The sequence below is a fragment of the Burkholderia catarinensis genome (assembly GCF_001883705.2).
Classification (GTDB): domain Bacteria; phylum Pseudomonadota; class Gammaproteobacteria; order Burkholderiales; family Burkholderiaceae; genus Burkholderia; species Burkholderia catarinensis.
Window position 1 is genome coordinate 30,387 of the sequence record NZ_MDEQ02000027.1, and the last position, 13,469, is coordinate 43,855.

Annotated in this window: 9 protein-coding genes; 4 read left to right on the top strand and 5 right to left on the bottom strand. The window is 64.6% G+C overall.

Annotated elements, in window-relative coordinates; genetic code table 11:
• The first annotated feature begins 269 nt into the window (after positions 1-269).
• The 4 genes from BFF94_RS30865 to BFF94_RS30880 all read left to right on the top strand — a co-directional run bounded on the left by BFF94_RS30865 (position 270) and on the right by BFF94_RS30880 (position 5,677).
• The gene (locus BFF94_RS30865) at positions 270-1,832 is read left to right on the top strand and encodes a collagen-like triple helix repeat-containing protein (RefSeq protein ID WP_219140191.1); all 1,563 of its coding nucleotides are present in this window, start codon (positions 270-272) and stop codon (positions 1,830-1,832) included.
• A gap of 40 nt (positions 1,833-1,872) precedes the next feature.
• Positions 1,873-3,219, top strand: a complete 1,347-nt coding sequence (locus tag BFF94_RS30870; protein WP_219140192.1) for a collagen-like triple helix repeat-containing protein — start codon at positions 1,873-1,875, stop codon at positions 3,217-3,219.
• Between the two features lie 144 nt (positions 3,220-3,363).
• Entirely contained in the window at positions 3,364-5,049 is a 1,686-nt protein-coding gene (locus BFF94_RS30875) for a ShlB/FhaC/HecB family hemolysin secretion/activation protein (protein ID WP_128842247.1), read from the top strand.
• A gap of 166 nt (positions 5,050-5,215) precedes the next feature.
• Positions 5,216-5,677, top strand: coding sequence for a DUF2147 domain-containing protein (locus BFF94_RS30880; protein ID WP_128842246.1), 462 nt, complete (start codon positions 5,216-5,218; stop codon positions 5,675-5,677).
• A gap of 104 nt (positions 5,678-5,781) precedes the next feature.
• On the opposite strand, the gene BFF94_RS30885 is transcribed toward BFF94_RS30880, so the two are convergent.
• The 5 genes from BFF94_RS30885 to BFF94_RS30905 form a co-directional block, all read right to left on the bottom strand.
• Positions 5,782-6,222, bottom strand: coding sequence for a transposase (locus tag BFF94_RS30885; RefSeq protein WP_219140193.1), 441 nt, complete (start codon positions 6,220-6,222; stop codon positions 5,782-5,784).
• 114 nt (positions 6,223-6,336) lie between these two features.
• Positions 6,337-7,434 (bottom strand): cell division protein ZapE, encoded by a 1,098-nt coding sequence (zapE, locus tag BFF94_RS30890; protein WP_128842244.1) that lies wholly within the window; start codon positions 7,432-7,434, stop codon positions 6,337-6,339.
• Positions 7,435-7,532: 98 nt separating this feature from the next.
• Positions 7,533-8,963, bottom strand: a complete 1,431-nt coding sequence (lpdA, locus tag BFF94_RS30895) for a dihydrolipoyl dehydrogenase (RefSeq protein ID WP_128842243.1) — start codon at positions 8,961-8,963, stop codon at positions 7,533-7,535.
• Between the two features lie 83 nt (positions 8,964-9,046).
• Positions 9,047-10,318 carry a 2-oxoglutarate dehydrogenase complex dihydrolipoyllysine-residue succinyltransferase gene (odhB, locus tag BFF94_RS30900; RefSeq protein WP_219140194.1) on the bottom strand — a complete coding sequence of 424 codons (1,272 nt, stop codon included), beginning with the start codon at positions 10,316-10,318 and terminating at the stop codon, positions 9,047-9,049.
• Between the two features lie 135 nt (positions 10,319-10,453).
• Complete coding sequence (locus BFF94_RS30905; RefSeq protein WP_128842242.1) at positions 10,454-13,318, bottom strand: 2-oxoglutarate dehydrogenase E1 component; 2,865 nt, start codon at positions 13,316-13,318, stop codon at positions 10,454-10,456.
• Between the last annotated feature and the right edge of the window lie 151 nt (positions 13,319-13,469).

A 13,469-nucleotide genomic window follows, 5' to 3' on the forward strand; every position in this document is an offset into this window, starting at 1 on the left:
AGCCTGCGTGGGCCACACGTTACGCCGCACGCGTAACGTCAATGTTGTGACGTTACGTTACGAAACGGCCGAAACCGTTCTCATTCATCTGCACTTAAACAGATTCAACAATCTTTCAATTTCCATAACTTCCTTTTCCGACAAGGAATTGCCTCGTTTAAAACTGGTTGTCGAACCGTCGGGCATTGAAATGGCACGACAGTTGCAGAGTAGTCCTCGCACCACTCAGCACAACGCAGTTCACAACACACATTTAATGCGAGGACAAAATGGACATTAAGGTTATCCCTCATGGCGTGTTCCGGACGACTCTGATCGCGGCCACCGTTGCAGCCATGCTTTCCCTCTCCGCATGCGGCGGTTCCGGTTCGATCAGCCAGGGCCTCGGCCACGGATCGAGCTCGGGCGGCGGCGATTCGATCTCCACGTCGGGCGGCGGTACCTCCGGCACGAGCGGAACCTCGGGTACGAGCGGTACTTCCGGCACCAGCGGTACCTCGGGCACGAGCGGCACCTCCGGCACCAGCGGTACCTCGGGCACGAGCGGCACCTCGGGTGTGTCGTCGAATCCAGTGGGAAATGTCCTCGCACACAGCAGCAATATCGTCACGGGTATCGGCGGAACCGTCTCGGGTCTCGGCACCGTCATCGCCAACCAGTCGCTGCCGGGCGTCAACCCGGCCACCACGCAAGCCGCAGGCGGCATCGTGCAAAACGTCGGCGGCGCCGTTACCGCGCTCGGCAACGGCCTCGGCAACGGTCTCGGTCAACTCGGCGCGACGAAGGATCCGGTCGGCACCACGGTCGCCAGCACCGGCGGCGTGGTCAATCAGCTCGGCGGCGCAGTCACGCAGACGGGCAATCTGGTCACGAGCCTCGGCAGCGGCCCGCTGTCGCCGCTCGCGCCGGTCACGGGCGCCGTCGGCGGCCTCGTCTCGACGCTCGGCGGCGCCGTGTCGAACGGCGGCACCACCCTCACCAACGCGCTGTCTACCGGCCCGATCCAGCAGGTCACGCAGACGGTCAGCTCGGCCATCACGCCGATCACGACGATGGTCGGCCAGACGACCCAGACGATCGGCACGGCGACCGGCCTCGGCGCACCCGTCAATACGCTGCTCGGCACGATCGGCAACGGCCTGAACCAGGCCGGCGCCCTGCTCGCATCGACGGGCGGCAATCCGGTCACGACGGGCCTCGGCAACACCGTCTCGTCGACGGGCAACACCGTGAAGACCGTCGGCGGCCTGCTCACGGGCGGCACCGGCGGCGCGACCAACCCACTCGCCCCGCTCACCGGCCTCGTCTCGACGGTCACCGGCGCACTCGGCGGCGCAACGGGCGGCGGCAGCGGCCCGCTCGCCCCGGTCACCGGCCTTGTCTCGACGGTCACCGGCGCACTCGGCGGCGCAACGGGTGGCGGCAGCGGCCCGCTCGCCCCGGTCACCGGCCTCGTCTCGACGGTCACCGGCGCGCTCGGCGGCGCAACGGGTGGCGGCAGCGGCCCGCTCGCCCCGGTCACCGGCCTCGTCTCGACGGTCACCGGCGCGCTCGGCGGCGCAACGGGCGGCACGAGCGGCAGCCCACTCGCGCCGGTCACGGGTCTCCTCGGCGCGGTCACGGGCGCACTCGGCGGCGCGACGGGCGGCGCAGGCGGCAGCAGCCCGCTCGCCCCGGTGACGAACGTGGTGTCTACGGTCACCAGCACGGTCGGCGCACCTGCACTGACCGGCGGTACGGGAGCCGTCACGAACTCGGGCTCGTCGTCGAATCCGCTCGCGCCTGTCACGTCGCTGATCGGCGGCCTGCTCGGCGGCACGCACGGCAAGTAAGTCAATACCCAATCATCGACAAGACAGCGAGGAGTCCATCATGTCCCAGCAACGTTCTCTCACGACGACCGCCCTGCGCCAGTGGCGCGCGCCCCTCACCGCCTTCGCCGCAGCCTGCCTGCTGGCCGCCTGCGGCGGCGGCGGCGTCAGCTCGCCGCCGACCAGCAGCAACAACGGCTCCAACAGCACGAGCGGCACGCCCAGCACGAGCGGCACCAGCGGTACGTCCACCGGCACCAAGGGCGTCGTCAGCACGGTCGGCCAGACGGCCACCGACCTCGGCAGCACGGTCGGCAACATCAGCCTGCCGGGCCTCGGCGACGGCGTGACGAAGGGCGTCGGCAGCACGATTTCCAGCACCGGTACGATCGTCGGCGCGGCCGCAGATGCCGTGAGCAACGGGCTGGGACAGATCGGCTCAACGAAGGATCCGGTCGGCACAACGGTTGCAGGTCTCGGCAATGTCGTCGGCGCGACGAGCAACACGGTGTCCGGCCTGAGCTCGACGGTCAAGGCGCTCGGCACGGGCCCGCTCGCACCGCTCGCGCCTGTCACGACCCCGGTCGGCACCGTGCTCGACACGGTGGCCAACGGCCTGACGGCCGCCGGCACGACGATCGGCTCGACGCTGTCGTCGGGCGCCGTGCAACAGGTGACGCAGCCGATCAGCTCGGCGATCACGCCGCTCGTGATCACCGCCGGCCAGGTCACGCAACAGGTCGGCACGACGACCGGTCTCGGTCAACCCGTCTCGGGCTTGCTCGGCCAGGTTGGCGGTGCGATCAGCTCGGCCGGCAAGCAGGTCGCCGGCACGTCGAGCCAGCCGCTCGTCGGCGATGTCGGCCAGCTCGTGACCGTGGTCGGCAACACCGTGACCAACGCGGGCGGCCTCGTCAACCCGAACGGCCCGAACGGCGCGGCACCGATCCCCGGCCTGATCACCAGCCTCGTAGGCGGCTCGAATGCGACCGTCGCGAACGGCACGTCGTCGGGTTCCGGCTCGACGAACCCGCTCGGCGGCCTGCTGTCGGGTCTCGGTTCGACGCCGCTCGGCTCGCTCACGGGCGCGCTCGGTGGCGCAACGGGCGGCTCGGGGAGCGGCCCGCTCGCCCCCGTCACGAATCTCGTGTCGACGGTCACGGGCACGCTCGGCGGTGCAACGGGTGGCGCAGGCAGTGCAAACCCTCTCGCGCCCGTCACTGGTTTGCTGAATACTGTCACCGGAGCAGTTGGCGGTGCAGCGGGATCCGGGGGCTCGAGCCCGCTCGCGCCGGTCACGTCGCTGATCGGCGGTGTCTCCGGTACGGCATCGTCGGGGGGCGGTTCGACGGGCCTGCTGGCACCGGTAACGGGGTTGCTGGGTACGCTGGGTAGCGTTGGCAAGTAAGGAGGACGGTCGCGTCTTCGCAGCCGGAGCGGATGGCGCGGTCGTACCAACACAACCGGCATAGTGGCACGCGGCGCGCGGCACCCTGGTGTCGCGCGCCGGCATTACAAAGAAGACGAAAAGCAAGGCCTACGAGGAAGAACAATGAAATCCAGACTCGACAGATGGATGATGCTGCTCGCCATCGCGGCAGCAGGCACGGCACATGCGCAAACGCGCGTCGGCGGCAACCCGCTCGACTCCCTTCCCCAGATCAACGCGCCGAAACCCGGCCCCAACGTTACCGTGCAGGTCGCACCGCAGGCACCGCAACTGCAGGAGCTGCTGTCGCGGCACCTGACGCCGAAGACGTTCCAGGTCGAAGGCGTGAAGTCGATACCGTTCGAGGAAATCACGCGTCGCTTCACTCCCCTCGTCGGCAAGGACATCACGATCGGCGAGCTGATCGAAACCGCCAACGGCGTGACGAAGCTGTATCAGGATCGCGGCTACGCGCTGTCGTTCGCGTTCGTTCCCGCGCAGACGTTCGAGAACGGCGTCGTGCGCATCACGGTTGTCGAAGGCTACGTGTCGGACGTCAAGGTCACCGGCAAGCCCGGTGCGATGGAATCGAAGATTCGGGCGATCGCCGCGCATATCACCGCCGATCGCCCGCTGCGCCGCGCGACGTTCGAGCGCTACGTGAACACGTTCGGCCTGCTGCCCGGCCTCACGGTGAAGGCGAATGTCCCGCCGCCGCAAACGACCGAAGGCGCCACGACGCTCGAACTCGCGGTCGACCGCAAGCCGTTCAACGTCAGCACCGGTATCGACTTCAACCACCCGGGCGTCCAGGGCCTCATCACTGCGACCGAAAACGGCCTCACGTCGTTCGGCGAGCAACTGAGCATTTCCGCGCTGGCGCCGCCGGGACGCGACAAGCAGACCTACTTCGCATTCAGCGGCGCGGTGCCCGTCGGCAGCAGCGGCCTGATCACGCGCCTCGACGCGAGCACCTATCGCGGCAAGCCGACCGACAACCCGGGCCTGCCGTCGACCGTTCAGCGTACGGTCAAGAGCGAAAAGCTTGGTCTTTCGGCATCCTATCCACTGCTGTTGAATAACCAGCGCAGCCTGCTCGGTACTGTGTCGGGTTATGCAGCGCATAACGACGACAACTATCAGAACAAGGTCAACGGCAATACCCTCGACAACCGGTCGCAGGTTCGCGTGCTGCAGTTGCAACTCGACTACACGAGCGTCCAGCCGAAGCAGGTGCGAAAACTGAGCATCAACGTCGCCAAGGCGTTCGACATCCTCGGCGCGTCGAAATCGCAGACCGGCCTGGTTAACGGCACAGCGATTACGTACCCCGACCCGACATCGCTGACCTTCGTCCGCACCGGCGCGACCTTCACGCAAACCAACGAATGGCCGTTCCGGATCGGCACCTCGGTCTCTCTGACCGGGCAATACAGCCCCGACTCGCTGCCGACGTCCGAGCAGATCTCGTTCGGTTCGACGCGCTACGCGCTCGGCTATCAGCCCGGCGAAGCGTCGGGCGACTCGGGATGGGGGATGTCGCTGGAGGTCAACCGCGGCTTCTCGCCGGGCTGGACATATATGAAATCGGTCACGCCGTACATCGCGTACGACATGGCGCGCGTGTATCTGCACGCGGGCACGCCGTCGCCGAGCCGCATGTCGTCGGTCGGCATCGGCGTGCGATTCACGGACAGCCGTTTCTACAGTCTCGACCTGAACGTCGCGAAGCCGGTTGGCGACGCACCCGTCGAAAGCGCATCGCGCAGCCCGCGCATCAACGCCGCCTTCTCGTATCAGCTCAACTGATCCGTCACCAGACAGCCCGCGTCACGCGGGCTGTTTCGATTAGAGTCCCCTCTATCAAACGTGGCGCGCGGTTTCACGTATTCTGGCGAAGCTCGCAACATGCCCGCCCCATGCAGACGGTCGTGCGGGCGCATCGAATACGACATGCAAAACAAGGAGGACGACAATGATTCAACTGACCCGCCCGTTGCGTGCAATCGCCGTCGCCGGCGCACTGCTCGCCTGTGCAGCCCCCACGTTCGCGCAAGCCGACAACCCCATCGGCATGTGGCAGACGATCGACGACAACACCCATCAGCCGAAGGCACTTGTGCAAATCGCCGAGGACGGCGACGGTGCGCTGTCGGGCAAGGTCGTCAAGGGCCTCGGCGCGAACGATACGCCCGATCGCCGCTGCACCGCCTGCACGGACGAGCGCAAGGATCAGCTCATCAAGGGCATGACGATCATCAAGGCGATGAAGAAGGAAGGCGACCACTGGGACGGCGGCAACATTCTCGACCCGGAGAACGGCAAGGTCTACAAGTGCAAGATGACGCTTGAAGACGGTGGCCAGAAACTCGTTGTGCGCGGTTACATCGGCGTGTCGCTGCTCGGCCGGTCGCAGACCTGGGTTCGCCAGCAATAACGCGGCACGCGCTGAAACGCGCGTGCTCAATGAAAAAATCGGCCTGCGACGAAGTCGTCAGGCCGATTTTCTTTGGGTGCGTACGCAGCAATGACTCACGGGCATCACGCCGCGTGCTTCAGCGTGTCCGACGCATAGCCGCCCGGTGCGCGATACGCAGGTGCCGCGTTGCTACGCGCCTCTGCTGCCTTCGATTGCGTATGCTTGCGCATCCGCGAGGACAACTCATTGCACAGATTCATGCCTGCGTCGCCATAGAGTTCACGCATCACATTCATCAGCGTGCCCGTCTCGTGCCAGGTCTTGAAACGGCGATGGCACGTCTGATACGAAGGGTAACGGCGCGGCATGGCGGACCACGTTGCGCCGCTGTAGATCACCCAGAGCACGCCGTTCAATACGGCACGCGTATTGGCTAACGGCCGGCCGCGCAACTCGGTGCGCGGCTGCATTTCGGGCAGAAGCGGCGCAACGCAGCGCCACTCGTGGTCGGTCAGATCGCGATACGGTGTCATGGACATCTCCAGCCTTGGTAACCATGACACAACGATATCGGCTCACCTCAACAATGAATATAAGACAAATCCGAAAATACCCCGAGATTCAATGAATTTGACCGGAATTGACGTTTAAATCCCGCCAATTGCCGAATATCGTAATCAGGTCAGCGACGTATCGACGATGCGGCGTGGTGTTTCGAGATATTCCTTCGACTGCATCTCGACGATTCGCGAGACCGTTCGCGCAAACTCGTTGGCCATCGGGCCTTCGACGTACAACTGCTCCGCCGGCACCGCAGCCGACATCAGCAGCTTGACCTTGTGGTCGTACAGCACGTCGATGAGCCACGTGAAGCGGCGCGCCTCGGACGCCATCCGCGGCGACATCTGCGGCACCTCGGACAGCACGATCGCGTGGAAGCGGCTGGCAAGTTCGAGATAGTCGTTCTGCGATCGCGGGCCGCCGCACAGCGTCGCGAAGTCGAACCACACGACGCCGTCCGCCTTGCGCAGCGCCTTCAGCTCGCGTTTCTCGATATGCAGGATCGGACTTTCGTCGGGTACCGCGGCGAGCTGCGCGAATGCATGGCGCAGTTCGCGATCGGCGTCCGCGCCGAGCGGCGTGAGATACATCTTCACCTGCGCGAGCGTGCGCTGGCGATAATCGACGCCCGCGTCGACGTTGAGCACGTCGAGCTTGTCCTTGATCAGCGCGATCGCCGGCAGCATGCGGTCGCGATGCAGGCCGTCCGGATACAGGTCGTCGGGATCGTAGTTGGACGTCATCACGAACTGCACGCCGTTATTGAACAAGCGGTCGAGCAGACGGTACAGGATCATCGCATCGGCAATGTCCGACACGTGGAACTCGTCGAAGCAGATCAGCCGGTAGCGCTTCGCGATGCGCCGCGCGAGCTCGTCGAGCGGATCGGCCTGCCCCTTCAGTTCCTCGAGTTCGCGGTGCACTTCGCGCATGAATTCGTGGAAATGCAGGCGCGTCTTGCGCTGCACGGGCACGACCGCGTAGAAGGTGTCCATCAGGAAGCTCTTGCCGCGACCGACGCCGCCCCACAGGTAGACGCCGCGCGGGAGGTCCGGATGAATGATGAGCTTCTTGAATGCGTTCGAGCGGCGCGCCTTGTACTCGACCCACTCGTCGAAACAGGACTGCAGGCGATCGACGGCCGCGCGCTGCGCGGGATCGGACTGATAGCCGCGCGTGGTCAGTTCGCGCGTGTAGTATTCGGTGACGTTCATCGGGCAAACCGGAAAAAACGAAGGCGAGCGGGAAACCCCGCCCGCCTTCGTCATGAGACGGCTGCGCCGGCCGACGGCCGGCAGGCGCTACACCGTGCTCAGCTGTTCAGCGAGCGCTTGTCGACGGCGAGCGCCGCTTCGCGCATCACTTCCGACATCGACGGGTGCGGATGGCAGATACGGGCGATATCTTCCGACGCCGCCTTGAATTCCATCGCCACCACGGCTTCCGCGATCAGGTCCGACGCGTTCGCGGCGATCACGTGCACGCCGAGCAGTTCGTCGGTCTTCGCATCCGCGATCATCTTCACGAAGCCGTCCGGCGCGTTCATGCCGAGCGCGCGACCGTTGATCGAGAACGGGAACTTGCCCGTCTTGATCTCGCGACCTTCCGCCTTCAGTTGCTGCTCCGTCTGGCCGACCCACGCGATTTCCGGGTACGTGTAGATCACCCACGGAATGCAGTTGTAGTCGATGTGCGGCTTCTGGCCGTCGATCACTTCCGCAACCAGCACGCCTTCGTCTTCCGCCTTGTGCGCGAGCATCGGGCCGCGCACCACGTCGCCGATCGCGTACACGTTCGGCACTGCCGTGCGGCAATGGTCGTCGACGTCGATGAAGCCGCGCTCGTTCGCCTTCAGGCCGATCGCCTCGAGGCCGAGGTTGTCGGTGTTCGGCACGCGGCCGACCGACACGATCAGGCGATCGGCATCGAGCGTCTGCGCGTTGCCGTCCTTGTCCGTGTAGGCAATCGACACGCCGTTCGCGGTCGTCTTCACTTCGCCGATCTTCACGCCGAGAGTGATGTCGAGGCCCTGCTTCTTGAGCAGCTTGGCTGCTTCCTTCGCGAGCGCTTCGTCTGCTGCGCCGAGGAATGCCGGCAGCGCTTCGAGCACCGTCACTTCGGCGCCCAGGCGGCGCCACACCGAGCCGAGCTCGAGGCCGATCACGCCTGCGCCGATCACGGCGAGCTTCTTCGGCACCGAGTCGAACGTCAGCGCGCCTTCGTTGTCCGACACGATCTTGTTGTCGACCGGGATGCCCGGCAGATGACGCGCCTTCGAGCCCGTCGCGATGATCACGTTCTTCGCGGTGACGACTTCGGTTTCACCCTCGCCGCTCACTTCGATCTGCACGCCGGCATCGGTCTTGCCGGTGAACTTGCCATGGCCCTTCAGCCAGGTGATCTTGTTCTTCTTGAACAGGAACTCGATCCCGCTCGTCATCTTCTCGACGATCGCGTCCTTGCGGCCGAGCATCTTCGCGACGTCGATCTTCACGCCGTCGACCGTGATGCCGTGGTCGGCCAGGTGATGCGACGTGTTCTCGAACTCTTCCGACGATGCGAGCAGCGCCTTCGACGGGATGCAGCCGACGTTCAGGCAGGTGCCGCCGAGCTTCAGCGCGCCGGCCGGGTTCTTCCACTTTTCGATACAGGCAACGGTCTTGCCCAGCTGCGCGGCGCGAATCGCGGCGATGTAGCCGCCGGGGCCGGCGCCGATCACGACGACGTCAAATTCCTTGGACATGGCAATCCTTTCTACTTGTTCGTCCGCACGGGCAGCGCGTGTCGCGCCCCCGTGCGGAGCGGGTCAATGCGGTGAAACTCGGCTTACAGGTCGAGCAGCAGGCGTGCCGGATCCTCGAGCGCATCCTTCATCGCGACGAGCGACAGCACGGCTTCGCGGCCGTCGATGATCCGGTGGTCGTACGACAGCGCGAGATAGTTGATCGGACGGATCACGATCTGGCCGTTTTCGACGACCGGACGCTCCTTCGTCGCGTGCACGCCGAGGATTGCCGACTGCGGCGGGTTGATGATCGGGGTCGACAGCATCGAGCCGAACACGCCGCCGTTCGAGATCGAGAACGTACCGCCCGTCATTTCCTCGATCGACAGCTTGCCGTCCTTCGCCTTCTGGCCGAATTCGGCGATCTTCTTTTCGATCTCGGCGAGGCTCAGCTGATCCGCGTTGCGCAGGATCGGCACGACGAGGCCGCGCGGCGAACCGACCGCGATACCGATGTCGAAGTAGCCGTGATAGACGATGTCGTTACCGTCGATCGACGCGTTCACGAGCGGGAACTTCTTCAGCGCGTGCACGGCCGCCTTGACGAAGAACGACATGAAGCCGAGCTTCACGCCATGTTCCTTCTCGAACTTGTCCTTGTACTTCGTGCGCAGGTCCATGACCGGCTGCATGTTGACTTCGTTGAACGTCGTCAGGATCGCGTTGGTCTGCTGCGATTCGAGCAGACGCTCGGCGATACGCGCACGCAGGCGCGACATCGGCACGCGTTGTTCCGGACGGTCGTTCAGCCACGCCGTCGCCGACGCCGGCACCTTCACTTCCGGCAACGCCGGCTTCGCAGCGGCCTTTGCCGGTGCGGCTGCCGGAGCGGCCTTCGGTGCGCTGCCCGCGGCCAGCGCGTCGCCCTTCGTGACGCGGCCGTCGCGGCCCGAACCTGCAACGTCGCCCGCCGACAGGCCCTTCTCGGCCAGCAGCTTCGATGCGGCCGGCGATGCGGTGGCCGACGATGCCGCTGCGGCGACCGGCTGTGCTGCCGGTGCGGCTGCAGCAGGCGCTGCTGCCGGCTTGACTTCGGCGGCGCCCGCCGCTGCTTCGGCTGCACCTGCCTTCGCTTCGGTATCGATCGTAGCGATCAGCTGATCGGCAACCACCGTGTCACCGTCGTTCTGCAACACTTGCGCGAGCACGCCCGCTGCCGGCGCCGGCACTTCGAGCACGACCTTGTCGGTCTCGAGTTCGATCAGGATTTCGTCCTGCGCGACTGCTTCGCCCGGCTTTTTCTTCCACTGCAGCATGGTCGCTTCCGAAACCGACTCCGAAAGCTGGGGGACTTTGACTTCTACGATAGCCATGTGATTTTCCTGGATGCTTAATCTGGGTAATGACGAGGTTCGTGCGATTCCTTCGGCCGATGCGGCGCGCAACGCGCCCGGCGGGCCAAAAGAGACGGGAAAGCGCATGGCGCCTTCCCGTTTCGCTTCCGTCGGTTATTTCGCGATCGATGCGCTCTTCAGGCGGCCGAAAGCACCTTCGATCAGGGCCTTCTGCTGCTCGTAGTGCTTCGCGTAGTAGCCAACCGCCGGCGAGGCCGAAGCAGGACGGCCGCTGTATGCCAACTTCTGCCCTTCCTTCATGCCTTCCTTCAGATGGTGCTCGACGTAGAACCAGGGGCCCTGGTTCTGCGGCTCGTCCTGCACCCAGACCACTTCAGTCGCGTTCTCGTACTTCTTCATTTCGGCTTCGAACTGCTTGTGCGCGAACGGATACAGCTGCTCGATACGGATGATCGCGACGTCGTTCGCCTTCGCTTCGCGGCGATGTGCGACGAGGTCGTAATACACGCGGCCCGAGCACGCCAGCACGCGCTTGACCTTCTTCGCGTCGATGCCGCCGTCGACTTCGCCCAGCACCGGCTGGAACGAACCCTTCGCCAGTTCCGACAGGTCCGACACCGCTTCCTTGTGACGCAGCAGCGACTTCGGCGTGGCGATGATCAGCGGCTTGCGGAACAGGCGGATCATCTGGCGACGCAGCAGGTGGAAAATCTGCGCCGGCGTCGTCGGCTGAACGACCTGCATGTTGTGATCCGCGCACAGTTGCAGGAAACGCTCGATACGCGTGGACGAGTGCTCCGGACCCTGGCCTTCATAGCCGTGCGGCAGCAGCATCGTGAGGCCCGACACGCGGCCCCACTTCACTTCGCCCGACGAGATGAACTGGTCGATCACGACCTGCGCGCCGTTGACGAAGTCGCCGAACTGCGCTTCCCACAGCACGAGCGTATTCGGCTCGGCGGTCGAGTAACCGTATTCGAAGCCCAGCACGGCTTCTTCCGACAGCACCGAGTCGATCACCGTGAACTTCGCCTGGCCTTCCGCGATGTTCTGCAGCGGCACGTACGTGCCGTCGTTCCAGCGCTCGCGGTTCTGGTCGTGCAGCACCGCGTGACGGTGCGTGAACGTGCCGCGGCCCGAATCCTGACCCGTCAGGCGTACCGAGTAGCCCGATGCGACGAGCGACGCGAACGCGAGGTGCTCGCCCATGCCCCAGTCGAGCGGCTGGTCGCCACGCGCCATGTTGCGGCGGTCGTTGATCACGCGCTCGACGAGCGGGTGGACCTTGAAGTTTTCCGGGACCGTCGTGATGCGTTCGCCGAGGCGCTTCAGTTCTGCGAGCGGCACGGCCGTGTCGGCCGCATCCGTCCACTTGCGGTTCAGGAACGGAACCCAGTCGACCGCGTACTTGCTCTTGTAGTTCGACAGGACCGGGTCGACCGTGTGGTGACCGTCGTCCATCGCCTTGCGGTACGCCTTCACGTAGTTGTCGGCGTCGTCCGCGGCGATCACGCCCTGCTGCACGAGCTTCTCGGCGTACAGCGCACGGGTGCCCGGGTGCTGCGCGATCTTCTTGTACATCAGCGGCTGCGTGACGGCCGGCGTGTCCTGCTCGTTGTGACCCAGCTTGCGGAAGCAGACGATGTCGATCACGACATCCTTGTGGAACTGCATCCGGTAGTCGATCGCGATTTGCGTCGCGAGCACGACGGCTTCCGGATCATCGCCGTTCACGTGCAGCACCGGCGCCTCGATCATCTTGACGACGTCGGTACAGTACAGCGTCGAGCGCGCGTCGCGCGGGTCGGACGTCGTGAAGCCGATCTGGTTGTTGATGACGATGTGCAGCGTGCCGTGCGTGCCGTAGCCGCGCGTCTGCGCGAGGTTCAGCGTTTCCATCACGACGCCCTGGCCCGCGAAGGCCGCGTCGCCGTGGATCTGCACCGGCAGCACCTGCAGGCCGTCTTCGTCGCCACGACGGTCCATCCGCGCCTTTGCGGAACCTTCGACCACCGGGTTCACGATTTCGAGGTGCGACGGGTTGAACGCGAGCGACAGGTGGACCGGGCCGCCTTCCGTCGACACGTCCGACGAGAAGCCCTTGTGGTACTTCACGTCGCCGGCCGGCAGGTCGTCGACGTGCTTGCCTTCGAATTCGGCGAACAGGTCGGCCGGCATCTTGCCCAGCGTGTTGACCAGCACGTTCAGACGGCCACGGTGCGCCATGCCGATGATGATTTCCTGCACGCCGCTCTTGCCCGCGTGCTGAACGACTTCGTCCATCGCCGCGATGAAGCTTTCACCGCCTTCGAGCGAGAAGCGCTTCTGGCCGACGTACTTGGTGTGCAGATAGCGCTCGAGGCCTTCCGATGCCGTCAGGCGATTCAGGATGTGCTTCTTCTTTTCGATCGAGAATTGCGGCGTCGCGCGGGTCGACTCCAGGCGCTCCTGCCACCAGCGCTTCTGTTCCGGGTCGCTGATGTACATGTACTCGGCGCCGATCGTGCCGCAGTACGTGTCGCGCAGACCCTTGACGATATCGCGCAGCGAAGCCTGGTCGAAACCGAAATACAGGTTGCTCGCGCTGTACGTCTGATCGAGGTCGCCTTCGGAGAAATCGTAGAACGCGGGTTCGAGTTCGGGAATGGCGGGACGTTCGCGACGCTTCAGCGGATCGAGATTGGCCCATTGCGAGCCGAGGAAACGATAGGCGCTGATGAGCGACTGAACGTGGACCTGCTTGCGCGCGGCCGCGAGATTGCTGGTGCTTTCGCGCGGGACGAAGGCATTGGCCTTCGCACGCTCGGCGAACGATTCGACGATCGGGAAGTGCGCGACGTCATTGGCATTCGAACCGTCCGTTGCAGGCACATTCTGCAGCGCGTCGAAGTACTCTCGCCAGTTTTCTGGCACTGACGCCGGATTGTTGAGGTATGCATCGTACAGTTCTTCAACGTACGAAGCATTGCCGCCGAACAGATAGGAGTTCAGCTGAAACTGCTTCATTACATCTGACATTTTACGCTCACCTTTCTTCGAGCTTCTCGAGAAATAGCGGGTTACTCAACCTTCCGCGACACGGCCTGACCGTTTAGCGGATTGCGAATCAAGTCTTGCTTGGAAGGACCTAAAACTTGCGTGCGCGCAGCATATCACAGAACCGATACCG

Excerpts from the sequence above, each read along its gene's own strand:
- BFF94_RS30865 (WP_219140191.1), top strand. The coding sequence starts at position 270 with ATGGACATTAAGGTTATCCCTCATGGCGTGTTCCGGACGACTCTGATC.
- BFF94_RS30870 (WP_219140192.1), top strand. The coding sequence starts at position 1,873 with ATGTCCCAGCAACGTTCTCTCACGACGACCGCCCTGCGCCAGTGGCGC.
- BFF94_RS30875 (WP_128842247.1), top strand. The coding sequence starts at position 3,364 with ATGAAATCCAGACTCGACAGATGGATGATGCTGCTCGCCATCGCGGCA.
- BFF94_RS30880 (WP_128842246.1), top strand. The coding sequence starts at position 5,216 with ATGATTCAACTGACCCGCCCGTTGCGTGCAATCGCCGTCGCCGGCGCA.
- zapE (WP_128842244.1), bottom strand. The coding sequence starts at position 7,434 with ATGAACGTCACCGAATACTACACGCGCGAACTGACCACGCGCGGCTAT.
- lpdA (WP_128842243.1), bottom strand. The coding sequence starts at position 8,963 with ATGTCCAAGGAATTTGACGTCGTCGTGATCGGCGCCGGCCCCGGCGGC.
- odhB (WP_219140194.1), bottom strand. The coding sequence starts at position 10,318 with ATGGCTATCGTAGAAGTCAAAGTCCCCCAGCTTTCGGAGTCGGTTTCG.
- BFF94_RS30905 (WP_128842242.1), bottom strand. The coding sequence starts at position 13,318 with ATGTCAGATGTAATGAAGCAGTTTCAGCTGAACTCCTATCTGTTCGGC.